Origin of the sequence: Parabacteroides sp. AF21-43, from assembly GCF_003635435.1 — a bacterium.
GTDB lineage: Bacteria > Bacteroidota > Bacteroidia > Bacteroidales > Tannerellaceae > Parabacteroides > Parabacteroides distasonis.
On record NZ_QTMG01000006.1, the window covers coordinates 80,863 to 103,830 of the forward strand.

At 44.8% G+C, this 22,968-nt stretch carries 18 protein-coding genes and 1 pseudogene; 14 read left to right on the forward strand and 5 right to left on the reverse strand.

All coding sequences use genetic code 11. The features are described from left to right. Positions 1 to 51: 51 nt before the first annotated feature. Positions 52 to 1,056 (reverse strand): DUF4925 domain-containing protein, encoded by a 1,005-nt coding sequence (locus tag DWX84_RS06415; protein ID WP_122297265.1) that lies wholly within the window; start codon positions 1,054 to 1,056, stop codon positions 52 to 54. A gap of 163 nt (positions 1,057 to 1,219) precedes the next feature. Between DWX84_RS06415 and DWX84_RS06420 the strand changes: the two genes are divergently transcribed. Continuing rightward, positions 1,220 to 1,609 (forward strand): putative quinol monooxygenase, encoded by a 390-nt coding sequence (locus DWX84_RS06420; RefSeq protein WP_048928253.1) that lies wholly within the window; start codon positions 1,220 to 1,222, stop codon positions 1,607 to 1,609. Positions 1,610 to 1,682: 73 nt separating this feature from the next. Here the strand turns inward: DWX84_RS06420 and DWX84_RS06425 are convergent, their stop codons facing one another. Further along, a complete protein-coding gene (locus DWX84_RS06425; protein ID WP_048928252.1) occupies positions 1,683 to 3,008 on the reverse strand; it encodes a PhoH family protein in 1,326 nt (441 codons plus the stop codon). Positions 3,009 to 3,175: 167 nt separating this feature from the next. On the opposite strand from DWX84_RS06425, the gene DWX84_RS06430 reads away from it, so the two are divergent. Beyond that, complete coding sequence (locus DWX84_RS06430; protein ID WP_005857556.1) at positions 3,176 to 3,787, forward strand: MarC family protein; 612 nt, start codon at positions 3,176 to 3,178, stop codon at positions 3,785 to 3,787. Between the two features lie 76 nt (positions 3,788 to 3,863). Here the strand turns inward: DWX84_RS06430 and DWX84_RS06435 are convergent, their stop codons facing one another. Continuing rightward, positions 3,864 to 6,230 carry an outer membrane beta-barrel family protein gene (locus DWX84_RS06435; RefSeq protein ID WP_048928251.1) on the reverse strand — a complete coding sequence of 789 codons (2,367 nt, stop codon included), beginning with the start codon at positions 6,228 to 6,230 and terminating at the stop codon, positions 3,864 to 3,866. 183 nt (positions 6,231 to 6,413) lie between these two features. On the opposite strand from DWX84_RS06435, the pseudogene DWX84_RS22155 reads away from it, so the two are divergent. The 5 genes and pseudogenes from DWX84_RS22155 to DWX84_RS06460 form a co-directional block, all read left to right on the forward strand. Next, positions 6,414 to 6,494: pseudogene (locus tag DWX84_RS22155) on the forward strand (cysteine hydrolase); the annotation flags it as partial. Positions 6,495 to 6,789: 295 nt separating this feature from the next. Then, positions 6,790 to 7,671 carry an AraC family transcriptional regulator gene (locus DWX84_RS06445; RefSeq protein WP_005862871.1) on the forward strand — a complete coding sequence of 294 codons (882 nt, stop codon included), beginning with the start codon at positions 6,790 to 6,792 and terminating at the stop codon, positions 7,669 to 7,671. Between the two features lie 95 nt (positions 7,672 to 7,766). Continuing rightward, on the forward strand, positions 7,767 to 10,148 hold the full coding sequence (locus DWX84_RS06450; protein ID WP_121960740.1) for a response regulator: 2,382 nt from the start codon (positions 7,767 to 7,769) through the stop codon (positions 10,146 to 10,148). A gap of 83 nt (positions 10,149 to 10,231) precedes the next feature. After that, complete coding sequence (locus DWX84_RS06455; RefSeq protein WP_008779740.1) at positions 10,232 to 11,752, forward strand: sensor histidine kinase KdpD; 1,521 nt, start codon at positions 10,232 to 10,234, stop codon at positions 11,750 to 11,752. Between the two features lie 24 nt (positions 11,753 to 11,776). Next, a complete protein-coding gene (locus tag DWX84_RS06460; protein WP_005862877.1) occupies positions 11,777 to 12,460 on the forward strand; it encodes a response regulator transcription factor in 684 nt (227 codons plus the stop codon). Here the strand turns inward: DWX84_RS06460 and DWX84_RS06465 are convergent. Next, the gene (locus DWX84_RS06465; RefSeq protein WP_005862879.1) at positions 12,450 to 12,707 is read right to left on the reverse strand and encodes a TIGR03905 family TSCPD domain-containing protein; all 258 of its coding nucleotides are present in this window, start codon (positions 12,705 to 12,707) and stop codon (positions 12,450 to 12,452) included. The genes DWX84_RS06460 and DWX84_RS06465 overlap by 11 nt on opposite strands. An 83-nt stretch (positions 12,708 to 12,790) precedes the next feature. Between DWX84_RS06465 and DWX84_RS06470 the strand changes: the two genes are divergently transcribed. Further along, positions 12,791 to 14,107: a folylpolyglutamate synthase/dihydrofolate synthase family protein gene (locus tag DWX84_RS06470; protein WP_122377451.1), complete on the forward strand. Its 1,317-nt coding sequence runs from the start codon at positions 12,791 to 12,793 to the stop codon at positions 14,105 to 14,107. Between the two features lie 23 nt (positions 14,108 to 14,130). Then, a complete protein-coding gene (locus DWX84_RS06475) occupies positions 14,131 to 15,546 on the forward strand; it encodes an MFS transporter (protein ID WP_005862883.1) in 1,416 nt (471 codons plus the stop codon). Between the two features lie 148 nt (positions 15,547 to 15,694). On the opposite strand, the gene DWX84_RS06480 is transcribed toward DWX84_RS06475, so the two are convergent. After that, positions 15,695 to 16,099: a hypothetical protein gene (locus DWX84_RS06480; protein ID WP_122377452.1), complete on the reverse strand. Its 405-nt coding sequence runs from the start codon at positions 16,097 to 16,099 to the stop codon at positions 15,695 to 15,697. 272 nt (positions 16,100 to 16,371) lie between these two features. Between DWX84_RS06480 and DWX84_RS06485 the strand changes: the two genes are divergently transcribed. The 5 genes from DWX84_RS06485 to DWX84_RS06510 all read left to right on the forward strand — a co-directional run bounded on the left by DWX84_RS06485 (position 16,372) and on the right by DWX84_RS06510 (position 22,930). Then, positions 16,372 to 16,758 carry a helix-turn-helix domain-containing protein gene (locus DWX84_RS06485; protein WP_122145081.1) on the forward strand — a complete coding sequence of 129 codons (387 nt, stop codon included), beginning with the start codon at positions 16,372 to 16,374 and terminating at the stop codon, positions 16,756 to 16,758. A gap of 633 nt (positions 16,759 to 17,391) precedes the next feature. Continuing rightward, positions 17,392 to 18,645 (forward strand): DIP1984 family protein, encoded by a 1,254-nt coding sequence (locus DWX84_RS22160; protein WP_306769542.1) that lies wholly within the window; start codon positions 17,392 to 17,394, stop codon positions 18,643 to 18,645. A gap of 387 nt (positions 18,646 to 19,032) precedes the next feature. Continuing rightward, positions 19,033 to 19,848, forward strand: a complete 816-nt coding sequence (gene ispE, locus DWX84_RS06500) for a 4-(cytidine 5'-diphospho)-2-C-methyl-D-erythritol kinase (RefSeq protein ID WP_048928247.1) — start codon at positions 19,033 to 19,035, stop codon at positions 19,846 to 19,848. Then, positions 19,845 to 20,426 carry a class I SAM-dependent methyltransferase gene (locus DWX84_RS06505; RefSeq protein WP_122377453.1) on the forward strand — a complete coding sequence of 194 codons (582 nt, stop codon included), beginning with the start codon at positions 19,845 to 19,847 and terminating at the stop codon, positions 20,424 to 20,426. The genes ispE and DWX84_RS06505 overlap by 4 nt, the downstream gene beginning before the upstream one ends. A gap of 11 nt (positions 20,427 to 20,437) precedes the next feature. Next, complete coding sequence (locus tag DWX84_RS06510; RefSeq protein ID WP_122377454.1) at positions 20,438 to 22,930, forward strand: prolyl oligopeptidase family serine peptidase; 2,493 nt, start codon at positions 20,438 to 20,440, stop codon at positions 22,928 to 22,930. Positions 22,931 to 22,968: the final 38 nt, after the last annotated feature.

Here is a 22,968-nt window from a genome sequence, read left to right on the forward strand (position 1 = left end):
TCCAGTTGTAGAGACGGGGCGTGCCCCGTCTCTACAACCTAGGATTTTCAATTATTTCGTGAAATTAAGTCCAAACTCTAACGTTTTTGCGTTCGGAAGTAGTTGCAATACCATATCTACCATTTGCTGATAATTCTCCGGAACCATCGGTTTCAAGATAGGAGCTATCATGGTCAAAACCGGTACGATTAAATCCTTATCCGCATAAAAAGTAGCCTCACTTCCATCCACCTTCATGTTAAGAGGTAGACCATAATAACCTCCTAAATCAACCAAAAGCTTCATGATCTCGTCAATAGAGATACCAGCGGCCTCCAATTTGTCACCAGCAGCCTGTTGTAATAAAGTAGTCAAGACTGTCACATAATTTTTATCCACAGCCACCATAAATTTCCCGTCTACCACACAATATTGGATACTTGCCATTTTCGTGATCTCACCGATTCCTTTATCCTCAGAAGCCCCTATAGGTCTCCAAGAAACATCGAAGATTCCATCTTCCGGTAAGTTAACATTTACAGCGCTTACTTTGCCCCAAATCAAGTTACCGATAGCAGGTTTTATCATAGGCACGAGATTATCGATAGTAGAATTCCCGGTAACTATATTCGCATAAATAGCTCCCGCACCCGCTTTCAAGCTCCAATTACCTACGATAGAAGAAGTTAATTTACGAGTATAAACAACAGAAGCTACGCCCCCTTTCACCGTACCATTTACCGATACCACGCAATCGCCAACCGTACTCTCGCCGGTAAACGTATAAGTGCCGTCCGCTTCCTTCAATGCGGCATCGATAGCGACCGACTTATTTTCGGGGATGATATTGTTCAAGGTTACGGATGCCTTCTCCGCAGAGGAAGCGGCAATCACGACCGATTTACCGTCAACAGGGATTGTCACTTCACCCATTACCAGATAAACGCTCTTACCCTCGTACGTTTTCGACAGATCTTGCCAGTTACCGGAAGAACTTGAATCGTCATCATCACCACATGCCGTAAAAAAACCCATCGTGCAAATCACGGCAAATACATACAACAAACTCTTTCTCATGACTCTTGTTTTAAATTTAACATAAATAGCTATTAATATTATCACAAATATATCCATTCCAACTTCCACTAACAACAATAATTTAATATCAGATGTTCAATTCCTGTGTTTAGATCAAAAATTCACTACTTTTGTCGTATCAAATACTTAAAAACAATCTATCATGAAGAAAGTGTTTATCTCAATGGCCTGCGTATTAATCGCTCTATCCGGTTGCACGAATGGAGGAAGCAATAAAGAATACATGGAAGTCGTACTGAATATCAAACGGAAAGTAAAACCCGAATGTGTCTCCGCCTTAAAGGAATCATTCTTGAAATGCAAGGAAAGCACGTTGCTAGAACCGGGATGTATCGACTACGGCATGTACCAGTCCCTCACCGATAGCACCGAATTCTTTATCGCCGAGACTTGGAAAAACGACGGGGAATTACAAAAGCACGGCGAAACCGCCCATCTTAAACAACATCTGAATGAGATCAAAGATATGGGAGACCCTTCCTGTAAAGGTAGTTTCCGGAAGATTTATGTCTGCCCGAGTGTAAATGACTAATCATTAAGAATTGAAGATTAAAAATCAAGCTTCACATAAGCGTTTATTTTCAATCTTCAATTCCCTATATTAATTACAAAAGATCTGACGCTAACTCAGATAATTCGCTTCGCTCGCCTTTTATCAAGTTGATATGGGCGAACAAGTCCTGTCCTTTCATCTTGTCGATCATATAGGCCAAGCCATTACTTTGGGCGTCTAGATACGGGGAGTCAATCTGTTGGATATCTCCCGTGAAGACCATCTTCGTTCCCTCTCCCGCACGGGTGATAATCGTCTTGATCTCATGCGGCGTGAGGTTCTGGGCCTCATCGATGATACAATAAGTCTCGGACAAGCTACGCCCCCGGATAAAGGCCAACGCCTCGATCACCAACTGATTGTTCTTCTGCATATCGTCAATCTTACGAACATTGGGATTACCCGGGGCAAACTGAGTCTTGATCACGTTCAGGTTATCGAATAGAGGTTGCATATAAGGAGCGACCTTTTGCTTCTCGTCACCCGGAAGGAAACCGAGATCCTTATTCGCCAAAGCGACGATCGGACGGGCCAAAAGTATCTGTTTATACGTGCCGGCTTGTTTCAAGGCAGAGGCCAACGCCAACAACGTCTTTCCGGTACCGGCCTTTCCGGTCAGCCCCACCAGCTTGATATTCGGATCGTTCAACACCTCGAAAGCGAAACTCTGCTCGGCATTACGGGGCTGGATACCAAAGTTCGTGCCTTTATCCACCTTCTTGATCTTATCCGTAAACGGATTGTAGCGAGCCAATACACTATTACGTACGCTTTTCAAGATAAAGCATTCGTTCGGGTCGAGCTTAGACTTGATATCCAACGAATCTGCGTCCACGCCTTCCGGAGAGCTGTAGATCTTGTCGATCAAATCGGGGTCTATATTCTCATAGGTCTCTTGCGCACGCTCGAAAATATCTACATTCACGACCTTATCCGTGATATAATCCTCAACGGGAATACCCAAAGAACGAGCCTTCATACGAAGGTTCACATCCTTGCTGACCAAGGTTGTCTTGATCTTCGGATTCTTCTCGGCGATCGTCAACGCACAAGACAAAATACGGTGATCTGGCGTTTTATCCGGAAAAGAATGCGCTATTTTCTCCTGGTACTTATCACCGGTCACGATATAGAGTGTACCTTTTCCCGGTCCTAGTGAGGCGCCTTTCAAGAACAGGTCATTACTGGTCAATAAGTCTAGCTCCCGAACAAACTCACGGGCATTATAATTGATCTGCTCACTCCCCTTCTTGAACTTGTCCAACTCTTCTAATACCACGATGGGTAGATAGATATCATTTTCCTGAAAGTTCTCGATGCACTTATAGTCATGTAATATGACATTCGTGTCCAACACAAAATTCTTCTTTGCTCCCATGGCCTTTCGATTTAATGATTATTGCTTCTAATATAAGAACAATTCTGACACGTTGATAGTTCAGGCCTGCTAAAATTAGTTACACACACCAATAATTTCGTCATATTGACCAATTCAAAGAAAATATGTATCTTTACGAGGATAAAAAAACACAGGAGGATAACATCATGTTCACAAATTTCAATTTCCAGCAAATACTTAGCGCCTTTATCGTATTATTCGCTGTTATCGATATAATCGGAGCTATTCCCATCATCATAGACCTAAAGGATAAAGGCAAGGATGTCAATGCGTTGAAGGCAACCCTAATCTCTTTTCTATTGTTATTAGGGTTCTTCTACGCCGGGGATATATTACTCAGGCTTTTCCATGTGGACATCGAGTCGTTTGCCGTGGCCGGCGCTTTTGTGATCTTCCTCCTATCTTTAGAGATGATTCTCGACATAGAGATTTTCAAGAATCAAGGGCCAATCAAGGAGGCTACGTTGGTGCCGCTGGTATTCCCGTTGCTAGCCGGAGCGGGATCGTTCACCACTTTATTATCGCTCCGTGCGGAATATGCCAGCGTGAATATTATCGTGGCGTTAATACTGAATATGCTATGGGTATATTTCGTGGTTCGTATGACACGGAAGGTGGAAAGGGTTTTAGGAAAAGGCGGTATTTACTTGATCCGTAAATTCTTCGGTATCATTTTATTGGCGATATCCGTAAAATTATTCATGAGCAATATCACCCTGCTAATGGAACAGATAGAAGCGAGTACGAAAGCAATATAGGATTTCCTTTAAAAGAGCATCCAGTTTCATCCTATTGAAACAAAGAGTTCATTAGGATGAAACTACAAGGCATCTATTATTTTCCGAAACGGGATGTGTCTATCGAATCATGTTCCTTCTCCTTGTAACCACCAAACTTCCAGACAAAAGATAATTTCAGACATCTCTCATCATTCAATTTCCTCATCCGGCTCCATTGATTGCCTTGGTTTATCTTGATGGTACGTGGAATGCTGCTGGCGAAAATATCGTCTCCTTTAAGTGTCAAGCTGGCACGGTCATTCAAGAAAGTCCATTTTAATCCAGCGGATATCTCATACATGGAACCCAAGTCGTATATACCTTGGATGGCACCGGGAGTCACGTATTGGCCGTCTATCGTCATTTTTAAATTCGGTTTATCACATAGGTTAAATGTGTTACTCATATGCGCTAACCCTAGATAAGCCTCACGGTTATATGAGATGCCGTGGAAGTTATCATTCTTCTCTTGCATCCTCCAACCTCGCAGTGTGATGCGGCTATTCCAAAAACGACCCACATTAAAAGGAATGATCACCGCCAATCCCGCTTCCAGACTATAATCCATATTCTCGAAACGAAAAACGGTCTTCAGTTCCGTATCGCTTTGATAAGGAAGTTGGGCGAAATAATCCGGCGTGTATTCACAGAACGCTACCAGCATATACTTTTGGCGGAAGATATAGACCATCTGCCCCTCATACGTGCGATAAGGTTTCAACAAGGGATTTCCCGCCACCTCCGAGTAAGAGTTTAGAGGCGTTACTTGCGGGGAGACTTGCCAATAACCGGGATAGGTCTTATCGCTACTTATATCGAATTGTAAAATATGTCGGGGAGAAAACGTATAGCTCAGGGATACGGTGGGAAACAACGCCCCCTCATTCCATAGGTTCATATTTTCCCGGCTAGAGGCGTAGTCAGACTTAAAATACTCCCCTTTCAGCCCGACCGTAGCAGAGAAACGCTCTCCGAAGCTTTTCGATACCTCGGCGAAAATATCAGCGATGTATTCCTTTTGTGTATTATCCTCCAACGCTTCCTCGTCCATCTCATAGCCAGCACCTTGCTCATATAAATACTCCGAATAGTTTTTCGACGAGGCGTAACCTCCATGCACGCCGTAATTCAATCCCCACCCGGAAGCGAAACTATGTGTCTTATTTAGGAATACGGACCAGCGGGATACATCCTGTCTCGTATTATTTATCATATCAGTCCGGGAACCATTCGTATTCGTATCCTGGTAATCAAGTACCGAGGGCGAATGATAACGGGTGAAATCCGCTCCTGCCGATATCCCGGCATGTCCGTCATATTGTAAACGTATATTATGAATAGCGGAGTGCCCGTCATCACGGACCAAGCTCGTACTCTCACTTTTATTTTCCGGCTTCGACAGATCCAGATATGAGGTAAAGGCATCACGGTCCGATAAGACTTTATCTCCCTTCAGATAATATGCCAAAGAGAGTTTATCCTCATTCGCGAACGTATAATCCATTCCCAGACGAACCGTTCCTCTATTTACATGGACAAGGGCCCGATTATGTTGGCTTATTTCCGTCATACCACTATTTAATGTATGGCGGGCCAACATATCCTCCCCCATCACATCCCGTCTCTTATTACCATTCAACAGGAAATCTATGCTAAAGCCCTTATTCGTATAAAGTAAATTCACATGCGCATCTCCCCCCGCATGGCGATATTGGGTGTAATCCACACCCGTTTCACCTTGCCAAGAAGGAGTCTCGGACTCATTCTTACTCAATACGACATTGAGTAACGCCCCCTTGACATTATATTTAGCTGGAGCGTTATACATCACCTCAGCCTTTTCGACCCTTGAGGCCGGCATAGTTTTCAGTAACTGGATTAATTGATCTGCCGACATTGTCGTCAACTGCCCATTCAAGATTATATTCAAACGACTGGCCCCTACCAGCTCCAGATTATCATTCCGCTCGATAAGCCCCGGTAAGTCCTTGATGATCTCAAAAGCGTTCGTGGCAGTCTTATCCTTCATCAGTTGAGGGACATCATACGTCAGCTTGCCTCCCTCCAGTTTCACTTGCGGGCGTTCTCCCTTTACGGTAATCTCGGCCAACTGATAATCTTTCTCCTCCAGCACCACCGTACCTACGTTGGCGGTAGTTATCTCTTTCTCTACCATATTATATAAGATGTGTTGGAAAATAAGTCGATACGACTGGTCTAGCGGATGATTCAATCGAAAATCCCCAAGCGTATCGGTAACCACGGCATCCACATATACAGAGTCGAGGGTCTGTAAAATCACCGCCACTCCATCTACCGGCTGTTCCTTGCCATCCATCACCTTCCCGGAAATACCTTGTGCCATAATCTCACCGAGACTCATCAGCAAGCATAAAATCATGTAGTAAATAGTACGTTTCATATCGGTTTGTTTTTATCATTTTTCGTTCATACAAAAGAAACGTATTCTTAAAAGAAACTATGTTACCACTCACTTACGAAGTCTTACCTTGTCTTATCAGGAATGTTATTTAGTCTTATCGCCATTTATCAAACCCAACAAAGAGGAACAAGGTAATCTAGAAAACACCTTCGGAAAAGTAGTATGAGTGGTATCCTTTATGCTAAATCTCACCTAAGGGAATTGCAGGAAAAAGGTTTCAAGGCCGCCGTACTCTTTGACGCGAAAACGTAAACTGAACATTAAGAGGTTCTAACTGTTGATATATCAATCAAATATTTGAAGATAACCTATTAAAAGTTGAAAATCATGTGTACAAGAGTAGTTTATTCGGGAACAAACGGGATGGTAGCGACTGGTCGCACAAGACTTTAAGCCGGCGCAACCGTTCAAGTTTATGGGTGTAAAGGATCTTATTTAGTCTTGGCTAACTATTTTTTGGGATAATATGTTCCATATTTCCTTTTACAACATTTGAGTTTCAATTAATATTTATATTTGACGTCAAAAATCTTACAATATGGATAAACAGTTCCTCTGCCTTGATTCACCTACGGACTTTATGGTTGGTAAATACATATCCGCCGACGAACTCAAGGAGTTTATAAATATTCCTTGTAAGATAAAAGCTGGGGTCTTTATCCTTTGCATGGAAGGGCAAATACGCTCAACTATCAATATGTCAGAATTGACCACTTCGAAACTCAATGTTGTAACGCTATTGCCCAATAGTCGCATACAAATACATGAGATATCCCCCGACATCTTGATCTATTTCATAGCGTTCTCTTTCGATTTTATGTGTTACACCAATTTTATCAAGAGCACGATGGGTTATCTACTGATGATTTACAGGTATCCGATTATAAAAATATCCCAAAACAGGGCCAACCTGATCACGAACTTCTACGAGCTTCTCTATCAATATGCCGTATATCCCGATATCTTGAACAATAAAGAGATGATAAAGGCCATTTTCATGATGTGTAGTCAAGGTATCATAGAAATATACAGTAAAATTTACCCATTAGAGAAACAGGAACTTACACGTCCGTTACAAATCTATCAAGAGTTCCTAAATATGGTATTGAGATACTATACGAAAGAGCATAACGTATCGTTTTATGCCGAGAAGTTGGGCCTCACGTTCTCTTATTTCTCGACATCCATCAAAAAAGCGATCGGAGAGACTCCTCAAGAGATCCTCACGCAAACAATAATCATAGACGCTAAGGCTCAGTTGAAAGGGACCAACCGAGAAATCAAGAACATAGCGATGGACCTCGGTTTTAATAATCTATCGTTCTTTAATAAGTTCTTCCGTCGAAATGTAGGCATGACTCCACAAGAATACAGGGGTAAATCGTATACCTATTCTTGTTACCAGAAAACATCCGACTAGCCGAAAGCAAAAACGGAACATATTATCAAAAAGAAGAATTTCAAGGGTACCTTTTATAATTTTTACTTTTGTAGGATAATATAAAAAGACATACGATGGAAGGGCGAGAGACGGATCTAGAATACAACTTATTGATGGGGCTTACGGGAGCTAGCGTTAGCAAACATTTATTGGATGAGCATTTCACACTTTTATGGGCAAATGACTTCTATTACGATATGATAGGTTACCCCAAAGAAGAATATGAAGCTCTTTTCCACAATAAACCCGATTTGTATTTTAAAGGTTATGATGAAGCTTGGAATATATTATCCAAGAATGTTTACGAGACGATAGCTAATAAAGCCAGCGGTTACGAAACCGTTATCCAGATGCCAACGAGAAAAGGAAAAAGATGGACTAAAATCACCTCAACGTTTACCGACCAACTACAAGACGGCATCCCTATCTCCTATACGGTAATGACCGATGTAGAGGACGTAATGCGAAGGCGGATCGAGCAAACGATCACTTATGATAATATCCCCGGCTTCATATCCAAGCATAAAGTACATAAAGACGGCAGTTTTACATTGCTGGAGGCAAATGATAAATATATGGACTTCTCTGGTATCGATAAAAATTCTTTTTTATCTTTCAGTCCTTTCTCCCGTTTAGATGAAACAAGCCGTAATACGATGAACGCACATATCTCCTGTATGCTAAAAGGGGAACCTGTACATTTCGTTATCCAGTCGAAAGACAAAAACGGAAACGACGCTTGGCTACAGTTGAACGGGGAATGTATTGGCTGGGAAGGTGACGAGCCTATCTATCTTATCGTTTACATCAATATCACCGACATTACCGAACAGAGGGAGTTGCAAAAGAAACTGGAGAAACAGTCAAAGCAACTTAAAGAAGCACTAAAGTCGGCGGAACAAGCCAACCAAGCCAAATCTGATTTTCTCGCCCGCATGAGCCACGATATCCGTACACCCATGAACGCCATCATGGGAATGGCGACTATAGCCAAAGCCCATGTAGATGAACATGAAAGAATACTAGATTGTATGGAAAAAATCAATGGAGCCTCTAAATTATTATTGAGTCTGATTAATGAGGTTCTCGATATGTCCAAGATCGAGAGTGGCAGGTTAATTCTTTCGGAGGATGAGTTCAATGTGGGTGAGCTCTTGCAAGACTTGGTCGTTATGATGCAACCGGAGATCAAAAACAAACAACAAACTTTAAATATACACGTCAAGAACCTGAGGCATGAGAATGTAAAAGGCGATACGCAGCGTATCAAGCAGGTATTGATGAATATCCTCTCGAACGCAATTAAGTATACGCCGGAGAATGGGCGAATCACGATAGAGATCTACGAGAAGGCCCCTCATAATGGCATCGGAAATTATCAATTCGTGTTTGAGGATAACGGAAGAGGTATGAAACCGGAGTTTCTGGATAAGATTTTCGAGCCTTTCGAGCGTGCGAGCGATGATGAGATCAAGAGGATACAAGGTACTGGCCTCGGGATGTCGATCAGCCATAAGATCATTCAGATGATGGGAGGAGATATCAAGGTGGAGAGTGAATATGGCAAAGGTTCCCGCTTCACCATCGACATGCCATTGGTTTGCCGGGATCAGAAGCCCGATGATAAGATAGAGGTAGAAGGTTTAGAGGTTCTTGTGGTAGATGATGATAAGATCGCTTGTCTAAACACGTCTAGCTGTTTGCGAGAGATCGGGATAAACAGTGAATGCGTATATTCAGGTAGAGAAGCTATAGAAAAAGTACGACAGCATCATTTAGCGGAGAAAGAGTATTTCGCCGTGATCATTGACTTGAAGATGCCTCAAATGAACGGCATTGAAACAACCCGGCAAATCAGACGTTTCGTGGGAGCGGACGTACCGATCATCATTCTCTCCGCATACGATCTTGAGGAATATGAGGCAGAGGCTAAGGAGGTTAAGGCCAATGGATTCATCACCAAGCCTCTCTATAAGTCCAAGCTACTCCAAGTATTGAGATCTTTCCTTGACGAAGGAGACCAGCCGGAACCGATCCGCCCATTCAAGTTATCAAACGTCGATTATTCCGGCAAGCGCATCTTGCTGGTGGAGGATAACGAGTTAAATCGTGAGATCGCCGTAGAGATCATCGGCAGCACCGGTATCACTATCGATACGGCGATAAATGGGCTCGACGCCGTACATAAAGTCTCCCAATCGGAAGAAGGATTTTACCAGATAATACTGATGGATATCCAGATGCCTATCATGGACGGTTATGAGGCGACCCGGCAGATTCGTTCCCTCCAACGAAGGGATATCGCACATATGCCAATTATAGCCATGACCGCCAACGCTTTTTCCGAAGACGTGACAAACGCTATCAAAGCGGGCATGAATTATCATTTGGCTAAACCGATTGATATTGGGGCGTTGATGGGCATCCTTAGTAAATATTTACAAGCGCCCGCATAAAGTTTATCTTGCGTATTAAAAGTTCATGTAATAAAATTGTCTATTTTTAGCGATCAATTCGATTATAAGCATAAAGAGACTTCATGAACATCAGACTTCGTTTTAAGTTAATCGCTTTGTTGATCGTCCTATCGCTGGCCGGGCTTTTGGTTTTCCAAGGATACTGGCTGAAAGGTTTATATGATACATTATATAAACAGATGGAGATCAATATAGAGGAAGCGATGAAGATCGCCGACTATAAGGAGTTGTTCCTGCGCATCCGATCTATCAAAAAAGAACAGGGAGCGCTGGGACCTCAAACCCAAGATGTGTACTTCAGCTCAGAGCTAGATCCGTCTAATAAGCAGAAGATGGACGCAAAAGCTTCGATCCATCCGCAGAAAGAAGATCCTGACCTTAACCGGGAAGATATCTTCAAGACGGCAAATCCCGACTCACACATGAAACTACATATCGATTACGGGGATGAGGAGGACTTTAGCTCGATAGACTCTACCCTAACGGATTACCTATATGTAATCGGCGAGGTGGAGGACATGGTGCAGCAAGCGATGCACGCGAATATAGATTCTATAAAACCAATTGATTTCAAGACCTACAACAAATTATTAACCTCGGAGCTGGAGGCAAGAAACATCGTAACGGAACATGAGCTGGTAACGATTTATAAACCAAACAACGGGGACGAGAAGGGTTGGATGCATCTGGACAAGCCAGAACGATTCACTACGTGGAAAAACCCCGTGCATTTCGATTACCCGCTCCATAACGAGAGCACGTTACAATATCGCCTGTTCCTCAAATCGCCGGCTAGCGTGATACTCACCCAGATGAAAGGCATCCTGATCTCCTCCTTCCTATTGCTTTTGCTGATCATTTGCGCTTTCATATACTTACTCCGCACCATCTTAAAGCAAAAGACCGTGGAAGAATTGAAGACCGATTTCACCAACAATATGACGCATGAGCTGAAAACCCCGATCAGCGTCAGCTATGCCGCCGTAGACGCATTATTGAACTTTAGCGATCCCGTCAACGAGAAACAGAAGAAATACCTGACGATCGTTAAAGACCAACTTATCCATCTTACCGGATTGGTGGAACAAATCTTGACACTCGCCGTAGAGAACCGCAGTACCTTCCGCTTGCGCCCCGAAACCATCTCATTAAACGAGTTGGTGAACTCCCTCATCGAGCAATACAAACTGAAAGCGAGCAAACCCGTGGAGTTTACTTGCTCCATCCCCGAGGATATAGAATTGGTGGCCGATCGTACCCACCTATATAATATGTTGAGCAACCTTATCGATAACGCGATCAAATACGCCGACAAGGAACCTTGCCGCATCGAAGCGACAGCCCGGCAAGACGATCACGAAACGACAATCTCCATAACCGATAACGGCCCGGGTATCAGCGAAGCCAACCAGCGGCAGATATTCGACAAGTTCTTCCGGGTTCCCAGCGGGAATATCCACAACGTGAAAGGTTATGGCCTAGGATTATATTACGTAAAAGACATGATGGGTAAACATGGAGGAACAGCCCGTGTGGAAAGCGTCCCCGGCAAAGGCTCCACCTTTACCCTGCATTTTAAATAATAATCCGAAAATCAAGTATCAAATATGGAAAAGATAAAAGTACTACTAGTAGAAGACGAGCCTACATTGGCCATGATCATCAAGGATACGCTGGATGGGAACGAGTTCGATATCACCCTAGCGGCGAATGGCGAGGAGGGCCTCTCCCGTTATGCGGAGATCAACCCGGACATTATCGTAGCGGATATCATGATGCCCAAGATGGATGGTTTCACGATGGTCAAATTGATCCGTAAGACGGATACGCACACCCCTGTCCTATTCCTATCGGCCCGTTCCGCGGCCAACGACGTGGTAGAGGGCTTCGAGACAGGCGGCAACGATTACCTGAAAAAGCCTTTCGGCATGGCGGAATTGATCGTGCGCATCAAGGCGTTACTGCATAAGGTGTCCGTCCAAAGACCGGAAGCCACCTCTTTCCGTATCGGGCTTTATACGTTCGATTCCATCACGCAGACATTGGTCTACCGGGGAGAGAAACAACTCCTCAGCAACCGGGAATCCGAGATATTGAAGCGCCTTTGCGACAATAAGGACCAAGTATTACCGATGAAAGAGATCTTGATAGACCTTTGGGGAGATGATTCTTTCTTCAACGCACGCAGCCTGCATGTCTTTATCACCAAGCTACGTCATAAGTTATCGAAAGACGAGTCTATCAAGATTTTGAATATCCGGGGAATCGGATATAAGCTGATCATCGATTGAATTGCTTCAATGCCTGTGCCATCTGGTCCGGGCATGAAGTTCCCCTTCCATGACAATCGATGCCAGACAAACGGCCGATAGCGTCTTCGATGCGCATACCTTTCAATAAGGCGCACATGCCTTGCCCGTTACCGTGGCAACCTCCTACAATCTGCACATTCTCGATCACGTCCTCCTTCGCGTCGATCACCATCAACTTAGAACAAACGCCTCCTTGAGGCGTATAGGTTATACGTCGTGTTTCCATTTTCTTTTTCTCTCCTTTTTATAAACGAGTCGCAAAGGTATAAATAAATTTAACTACATTTGTAGCATCTAATTTACAAAAACATGACATACGAGGAAACGCTACACTATCTATATACCAGCATCCCGGTCTTCCAACACAGCGGAGCTTCCGCTTACAAACCCGGTCTTGGTACAAGTATCGCCCTAGATGATTATCTGGGAAATCCGCATAAAGCCTATAAGACCATCCATGTAGCCGGAACAAACGGCAAAGGCTCGGTCAGCCATCTATTGGCGGCCATTCTCCGGCAATCCGGTTTCAAGGTCGGGCTTTATACCTCTCCCCATTTAGTGGACTTCCGGGAGCGCATCCGGGTGAACGGGAAAAAGATCTCCCAAGATTACGTGGTCGATTTCGTCGAACGCCATCGTTCTTTCTTCGAGCCTCTCCATCCTTCTTTCTTCGAGCTGACGTCCAGTATGGCTTTTGAGTATTTCCGCGACCAGCAGGTAGATTACGCAGTTATCGAGGTCGGGCTTGGCGGTCGTTTGGACAGTACGAACATCATCACCCCGATCTTGAGTATCATCACGAATATCAGTCTGGATCATACGCAATTCTTGGGAGATACGGAGGAGAAGATAGCGGCGGAGAAAGCCGGCATTATCAAAAAAGGCGTACCCGTCCTTCTGGGGGAGGCAGAGAAACGCTCCGTTTTCGACCTCTTCCAGAACGAGGCGAGAAAGGCAGGAGCACCCTTCCACTACGCCTTGAGCATGGGAATGCTGGAGGGGACCGGAGGGTTGTCGATGGTACACTGGAAGTTCCCCTCCGTAGAATACGGCGAGGTGATCGGCGAGCTTGCCGGAGAGGTACAACAAGCCAACGCCATCACGGTGTTCTCCGCCCTGCACCTGCTCCGCGAGAAGTGCGGTGTTGACATCCTGCCCGAGGCCGTCCATGAAGGGTTCAGGCACGTGACCCAACTGACGGGTTTGATGGGCCGCTGGCAAACCTTGCGGACAAAACCGACCGTCATTTGCGACACCGGGCACAACGTGGGTGGATGGAAACACATAGCGGAACACCTGAATGCCATGAGAAGCCGTTTCCGCGAAATTTATATGATCGTCGGTATGGTGAACGACAAGGATATCGACGGCGTATTATCCTTGATGCCACCAGATGCTTCTTATTTCTTCACGCAAGCCTCCGTGGAGAGAGCGATGCCCGTAAAGGATTTCGCCATGAAAGCCATGCGGAAGGGACTGCCCGGAGTCCTTTGCGAAACGGTGGAAGAGGCGGTCGAGAAAGCGTTAAAAAGTGCCGGCAAGGATGACTTGATCTTTATCGGCGGAAGCACCTTTATCGTAGCGGACGCTCTCCCCTTGTTCATGAAAGAAGACGAATACAAATAATATAACTCTATAAAACAAATATCATGATAGAAAAAATTCATCAGAAACTAAGCGACTCGAAAGTCGCACGCTGGAGTGTACTCGCTTTGGCGGCATTCACGATGCTTTGCGGATACTTCCTTACGGATGTAATGGCTCCGCTTAAACCGATGTTGGAAGAACAGCTAAGCTGGACGAGTACGGAATATGGTTGGTTCACCAGCGCTTACGGTTGGTTCAACGTATTTCTTTTCATGTTGATTATTGGTGGTATCGTTCTGGATAAGATGGGTGTCCGTTTCACGGGTGTCGCTTCCTGTATCTTGATGATTATCGGTTGTTCCATTAAATATTACGCCATCTCGGACGCGTTTACGATGGAAGGAGAGCTTTTCGGATGGAAAGCGCAAGTGATGGTGGCCGCCCTCGGATACGCAATCTTCGGTGTCGGCGTGGAGACCGCCGGTATCACGGTATCTAAGATTATCGTACGGTGGTTCAAGGGAAAAGAGATGGCGTTGGCTATGGGCTTGGAGATGGCTACGGCTCGTTTGGGTACGGCCTTGGCTTTATCTATCACGGTTCCCGCCGCCAAGTACTTCGGTAGTATCTCCGCTCCTATCTTGCTTTGTCTTTGTATGTTGTGTATCGGTTTGATCGCCTTCCTCGTATTTTGCGTGATGGATCGCAAGCTGGACGCTTCGATGGACGCTATCGAGCAAGCCGAGGAGGAAGAGCCTTTCCGTTTGAAAGATATCTTATTGATCGTTACCAATAAGGGTTTCTGGTTGATCGCTCTGCTTTGCGTATTATTCTATTCGGCCGTATTCCCCTTCTTGAAATACGCTACGGACTTGATGGTCAATAAATATAACGTAGATCCGGAGTTGGCGGGAAACATCCCGGCTATCTTACCTTTCGGCACGATTCTTCTGACTCCGTTCTTCGGTAACTTATACGACCGTAAAGGTAAAGGGGCGACGATCATGATCTATGGTGCCTTGATGTTGATCGGCGTGCATTTATTATTCACACTTCCGATCTTGAATCAGTGGTGGTTCGCGACAATCGTGATGATCGTATTGGGTATCGCTTTCTCCTTGGTTCCATCGGCGATGTGGCCATCTGTTCCGAAGATTATCCCGGAGAAGCAATTAGGCACGGCTTATGCCTTGATTTTCTGGGTACAGAATATCGGTCTGAGTATGGTTCCCTTATTAATCGGCTGGATATTGGATACGTATTGCAAAATAGACAATGGTACGGGCAAACCGGCTTACGACTATACGATACCGATGGCAGTCTTCACCTGCTTCGGTGTACTCGCCCTCTTCATCGCCTTGATGTTGAAACGTGAGGACCGGATCAAAGGCTACGGCCTTGAATTGCCGAACATCCAAAAGGACGCCGATAAAGCCGAGGCCGAGATAATCGCTAAAGAGATGATCGCGGAGCCTTAATAAAGCTCATAACCCTAAATAAATGGAAGGCGCTGTAAACTTGATTTACTGCGCCTTTCTTTTTGATGACTGAAAACCATCGTCATTGGAACACACAAAAAGTTCGTTTGAAAAAGAGGAGTAGCGAAACAACTACAATATGCCTTATTCATAAAATCTTTTTTAGCGGTAATATTAATAAAAAGCACCCTTGATTTTCGGAACGGCATATTGAAATGTGGCATTTATCCGTGGTCCAGCCATCCAAAAGGAAATCATATGTATAGGTCTTAACGCAGTGGCTTATATATTTCATTAGATCCTTATTATCAGTTAAGAATAGATATACAGCTTCACAAATGTCGTTTTGATTAAAAAGGCAAGTGAGCGTGGAGGTCTTGAATAGGACTTCCAATGTAATCTGACTTACGTCATTCCACGTATAAGTGATCGTACATAAATCCAGATCCTTCAATAACATCTGCGCCTTTCTTACCGGCAAACCAATTACTTGATGGGATAAGCTTATTATCTCGGAATAATCCTTTTGAGGATACTGATTTTGAGTTTCCATTGATTTCTGTGTTTATCATTCGCAGACAAAATAAGCTTACCGCCTGCTGATATACCATCAATCCCCTTGATAAAATATCAATGTCACGACTAATATTATCAGATGACAGAGATAAATGATATATCTGACTACGTATTTACGGTCGGTAACAATGCCCATCGTAATTTGTAGTTATAAATAAAATTAGGTGCGGTTGCTCTGGATATCTGATACAATAGTAAGATAACTCAGATTTAATACTTATTTTTGTAACAGGATCAATAAGAATTGACATGGAAACAACATTTACCAGAAGAAATAGTCATGGAGCCAACTTAAAACGTTGGAGAGAATGGAGAGGCATCAAACAAGAAGTGCTCGCCGACAAAATTGGGGTATCACAAGCCACCTTATCCGGCTACGAGAAAAAAGACGAATTGGAACCTGAGGTATTGGAAAAGGTCACGAAAGCTTTGGATATTCCGATAGAGGCGATCACGGAATTGAATGAAGGGACATCTATCAATATTTTTTCCGGCACGTGGCAAGATAACGCAAGCGGAAATGTTCAAAATCAAACTTTCAATCCCATCGATAAAATAGTCGAGCTTTACGAACGATTACTAAAGGCCGAGCAAGAAAAGGTTGCCATGCTCCATGAAATCATAAAGGATAAATAAGTATCGATTATAGAGACCGTAAGCGAAAATGAGATAATCTTGACATTATGATCGAAATAACAGAATAACGATGTCAAGACCTTTTTACAAATAGAGAAAAAGAGGGAGAGACCTATGATGAAATCATACGTTTTCCCTCATTTTCTTGCCTAAATACCCCTGTTTGGACTCAAAAGTAATAGAGTTAGGTAACACAAAAGGCTGTATTAGGCAACACGACCGTATGTATTAGGTAACGCAACCGTATGTATTAGGCGATACATAAGGAAGAAACAGCCCTCACATCCTATAGAATCGGAAAACGCACCCGTATAAAAGGCTATTTTCACCTAAGAATATGAGATAAGATGAATTAATTTCGCTAGAATGAAAGGGCCTATTTCCATAAAGAGCTACAAGACAATTAGATGATATTATTTTATGTCATTTTCGGAAGCAAGGCGTACCTCAGCCCGGAAAAAACGCTTCTCCGGGAGTTCAGATTACAGAATGTCAAAACGTCAAACCTGCTCTTTTACGCATGATGCCTATGACTATGTCCGTAAGAAGAAAACTAAAATCAAATTCAAATAATATACTTACAACATTAATTATGTACAATAAAATATTTATTTTTACACAAAATCTGTTGTTATGACAAAAGAACAATTCCTAAACGATCAGTATGTATCTGGATTTATCCAGTGGCTTCGTGATAAACTATCTAATTTCACCCATTCATATTACAATCAGAAAGAGAAGGAGGAATGGCAATGTACCTCTTTTTATGATGCTTGCCACAAATATAAATGGGGAGGTCTAAATTGGGAGGAAAACAATGCCTTATTGGAAAGTTATGCCAAACGACTTAAAGCGAGTATCCGAAATAATGACAACGAAGCTTGCCAAGATGCTTGCCTCGATATATTAAAATGGGGAGGCGTTATACGGGAAAATCAAGAAAGGATCAAGGCACAAACCAACCTTGTGAATTATCTAATGAAGGCAGAAGAGGTCTTAACCCGTGACTCTTTAGATATAAAGGATGAGATAATTATTATGAACTCAGGATTCACCAAGATTTATTCTTTATATATAAATGATTTTATCATCTACGATAGTCGTGTAGGAGCCGCTTTATGCTATTTGGTGAAACTATATTGTATAGAGCAGAAACAAGGCGGTGTCCCTTCTTCATTAAAATTCGCCTATGGTGATGCCCGAAATCCGGAGGTTAATCGGAATCCTAACAGCGACATTTACAAATTCTCTAAACTTGATCGAGGAAAAATCCATATTGAATGCAACCTTAAAGCCAATTGGCTATTAAAAGAAGTATTAAACTTCCCAGAATGCCAATTTAAAGACATGCGTTCTCTGGAAGCAGCCCTCTTCATGATCGGGTATGCAATTCCAAAAGAGCAAGAACAGCAAACATTAAAAACATACCGAATTATGAAATTAGCAGAAGCTCTCAGCTTACGAGCTGATTTACAAAAAAGAATATCACAACTGGAAGTCCGGCTAAAAAACAATGCCCGGATTCAAGAAGGTGAAGAGCCCGCAGAAGATCCACGGGGGCTTATGGATGAGTTGAATAATAATCTGAATGATTTGGAGACACTGATTTTCAGAATCAACCGAACCAACATGGCTACCCTTGCAGAAGGTACAAGCCTTACGGAAATGATCGCAAAGAAAGATATCTTAGCATTGCGCATCTCCGTCCTTCGTTCCGTCACGCAATCGGCAACGGGCAGTTTAGAACGTTATTCGGCAAATGAAATCCGTTATGTCCGCACAATAAATGTGGCAGATTTACAAAAAGAAATAGATTCATATTCCAAGCAATTACGTGAATTGGACGTGAAGATCCAACAGCTAAATTGGTTGACGGAACTGATATAAAGCATAATTTAGGTAGTTCTTTTTAAATAGGGCGAGTATATCTCTGGCAATTGAGAATGAATTGTCGAACCTACTGCGAATGGAAGCGAGAGCGGAGCATAGCGCAAAAAGAATCGTAATGCTCAGTATTGTTACAAGCTCAAGCCACAGGTTGCATTGTTACTACCGCATACTGACTATAAAGAGAATGAGGGCGGGTCGGAGGGATTTTCTTTTAAGCAGGCATTTAATTATGGGCATCCTAATGGATATGGAGAAACAGGTCGCTGGCGGTATGACACTTATGGAGAAATTTTGGTGTGATTATCCTATTTGCCCATCAGATTAAGGTAATTCTGATCGGTAAACATTATCTTCGCGTATCATATAAAACAAACATTAAATACTATGATCTGTTTCCCGAATGCCAAGATAAACCTAGGTCTGAACGTGGTAAGCAAACGTCCGGACGGTTATCATAATATAGAGACCATCTTCTATCCGATCCCCGTGAAGGATGCCCTCGAGATCGTCGCCTCGGATCAGCCCAGTTTCACGCAAACCGGAATCCCGGTAGACGCTCCCCAAGAGAAGAACCTCGTCATAAAAGCGTTGAACGCCCTAAAGACGAGATACGAGATTCCCCCGCTAGAGATCCATTTGTTGAAAGCGATACCTTTTGGCGCCGGGCTTGGAGGAGGTTCCGCCGATGCCGCCTTTATGTTGAAGCTGGTCAATGATTTCTGCGGTTTGGATATTCACCCGGATGAGTTGGAGGCGATAGCGTCCACCATCGGAGCCGATTGCCCGTTCTTTATCCGTAACACGCCGGTATTCGCGACCGGCACGGGAAACCAATTCGAGCCCGTGGACTTGTCCTTGAAGGATTATTATCTATGCTTGGTAAAACCGGATGTAGCCGTCTCCACTCCCGAAGCCTATTCGATGGTAACACCCGCCGCGCCCGAGACCTCCTTGAAAGAGATCATCCGGCTACCGGTATCCGAATGGAAAGAGCGGATGGTGAACGATTTCGAGCGAAGCGTATTCCCGAAGCATCCCGTGATCGAGCGGATCAAGGATACCTTATACGAGGGAAGCGCCTTATATGCCGCCATGTCCGGCTCCGGATCGTCCGTGTTCGGTTTGTTCGAAAAACCAACCCATTTCAAGGAACAATCCCTGTTCAGCGATTGTTTTCTATGGGAAGGACAATTATCATGAATCAAATAGAGACTTTTTTTGATACGATGGCGGAACGCTGGGACGCTGTCTGCGTACATGATCCGGAAAAAATCCGGACGATATTGGATCGTACCAACCTGCGGCGGAACGCTCGCATCCTCGATGTCGGTTGCGGCACGGGGATATTGGAAAGTTACCTGCTGCCGTACGAACCCCGCCAAATCGTAGCTATCGATATAGCGGGCCAAATGATCGAGAAAGCACGCGTGAAATATCCGGATCATCCGCTCATCGAGTTCCTCCAAGAGGACGCTATGAGCTACGAGGGGAAAGGATTCGACTATATTATCCTATATAGCGCTTACCCGCATTTCATGCGGCCGGAACGGTTGATCAAGCATATGAGCGACTTGCTCGTGCCCGGCGGTAAATTGGTTATCTGCCACAGCGAGAGCAAGGAAAAGATCAATACGCACCACCATCGGCACGCCGATCGATTATCGCTGCCCTTGCCCCCGGCCCGAGAGGTGGCGGCATTGATGGAGCCTTATCTTCTTCCGCTCGTCGTAGAGGATACCGAACAGCTTTACATCGTTTGCGGAAAACGTTTATCCTAAACTAATTATATATGAACAGAAAAACTAACTTAATTCCGGCATTGCTTCTTTCCGCCCTTTCGCTTTACGCCATGGAAGACGTGAAAGTAACGCAATTCCAGCACGCAGGCCCGTTCACGGTCAACAAGCCGATCCTAGCGGACAGCCTCAACGTAAACGGCAAGCCTTTCGAGGCGAAGAATCTATTAAAAGCAACCTTACCGTTCGAGCAAACGCTTGCGAACGCCACGGTACTCGACACTGACACGGCAGGTGCGATCACCTTCGCCGCCCCGCAAAAGGGATATGCCTTGCATCTATTCTCTTTCTTCTTGAACAGCGACCGGTACGTAAAAGGTACGCTCGATATATCGGGTCCCGGGGCGTTCGAAGTATTCGTCAATGATAAACCTGTCGGAGCCTCTTCCGAGTTGGTGATGGAACCCCGCCGCTATCAAGTAGTCGTTAAATACCTGACAGCGGAAACAGACACTTGTCCTCCCAGCCTAAAGGCTACCTTCAAGAGCGAGGCGGAAGCGAAAGTCGTAGCTTCCTTGAACCCGGAGAAACGCTACACCCTTCTGAATATCCTAGAAGGAAAGGATTTCCAAGGCGTAAGTGTCTCCCCGAACGGGAAGTATGCCTTGGTAAAATACGTCAACCGATTCCCGGAGGGCAAGAGCGAATCGTACGGGCAATTGATGGATGCCGCTACGGGACGGGTCTTATTGCAAGACGGAGGTTTCTTGACAACCGCCAAATGGATGCCTAAAAGCAACCGATTGTATTACACCCGCACCGGTCTGGACGGTACGGAGTTGGTAACCGTAGATCCGGCGACCTACCAACAAACGGTATTAGTCCCGAACCTTCCGAAAGGGCGGTTCGTATTCACCCCCGATGAGTCCACGCTTCTCTATACCGTAGAAGAGGAAGGTCCCAAGGAAGGGACGGACTTGATCCGTGTATTAGAGCCGGCAGACCGCATCCCGGGTTTCCGTGACCGCTCCTTTATCTGGCGGTATGACTTAAAAACAGGTTTGTACGAGCAACTTACTTTCGGGCATACGGACACTTATATCAATGATATCAGCGCTGATAGCCGCTATCTATTGTTCAGCACCAGCGACCGGGTGTACACCTCCTTGCCGCACTCCCGCAACTCCCTTTATAAATTGGATTTGCAGACCATGGCGATCGATACGATCTGGGAGAAAGCCCCGTACGTAAACCAAGCCGCCTTCTCGCCCGACGGTAAACAGTTATTGGTAGCTGGGGCAGGCGACGCTTTCGACGGGATCGGACGAAATATCAAGCAAGGACAGATCTCCAACTCGTACGACGGGCAGTTATTCCTATACGATCTGGCAAGCCGTAAAGCCTCCCCGCTCACCAAGGATTTCAATCCGAACGTGATCGATGCCGTATGGAACCGCTTCAACGGGCAAATCTATATCCTCTGTGAGGATGAGGATTACCAACGGATCTATACGTGCGACCCGGCAAATGGAAAGATCAAGCAAGTAGCCGCCTCCGAGGATATTATCATGTCGTATGCGTTGGCCGACAACGCTCCGGTTCTCTTCTATTACGGACAGAGCGCGTCCAACGCCAACCGCCTTTACGCTTACGACCTAAAAGGTGGAAAGAACCGCTTGGTGTATGATCTCTCGCAAGATAAATTAAAAGATATCGCCTTAGGCGAGGTACACGACTGGAACTTCAAGTCGGATGACGGTACGACGATCCAAGGTCGTTATTACCTGCCGCCTCATTTCGATCCGAATAAGAAATATCCGATGATCGTTTATTACTATGGCGGTACTTCCCCGACGAACCGTGCGCTGGAGATGCGTTATTCCATGCATATGTACGCCGCTCTCGGATACGTGGTCTACACCTTGAATCCGAGTGGAACAACGGGCTTCGGACAGGAATTCGCCGCCCGCCACGTGAACGCATGGGGCCTGAAGACCGCCGATGAGATCATCCAAGGCACCAAGCTGTTCTGCAAGGAGCATTCGTTCGTGAACGAGAAGAAGATCGGTTGCATCGGTGCCAGCTACGGCGGATTCATGACACAATACCTACAAACCCGTACGGACATTTTCGCCGCCGCTATCAGCCATGCCGGTATCAGCGCGTTGAGTAGCTATTGGGGAGAAGGTTATTGGGGATATGGCTATTGCTCCGTAGCGAATGCCGGCACTTATCCTTGGAACGCCCCGGAGTTCTTTACTAAGCAAAGCCCGTTGTTCAACGCCGATAAGATCAAGACCCCGCTCCTATTGCTTCACGGCAACGCCGATACGAACGTACCCATCGGGGAAAGTATCCAGATGTTCGCCGCCTTGAAGATCCTAGGAAAGACCGTGGAATTCGTGCAGGTGGATGGCGAGAATCATGGTATCGTAGGTTATCAGAAGCGTATAGGCTGGCAAAATACCATCTACGCATGGTTCGCCAAATGGCTGAAAGACGAGCCGGAATGGTGGAAAGCCTTATATCCGGATCGTACTTTATAAGAATATTTATTTGAACGAAAGCGTCTGTGTCTCCCGCA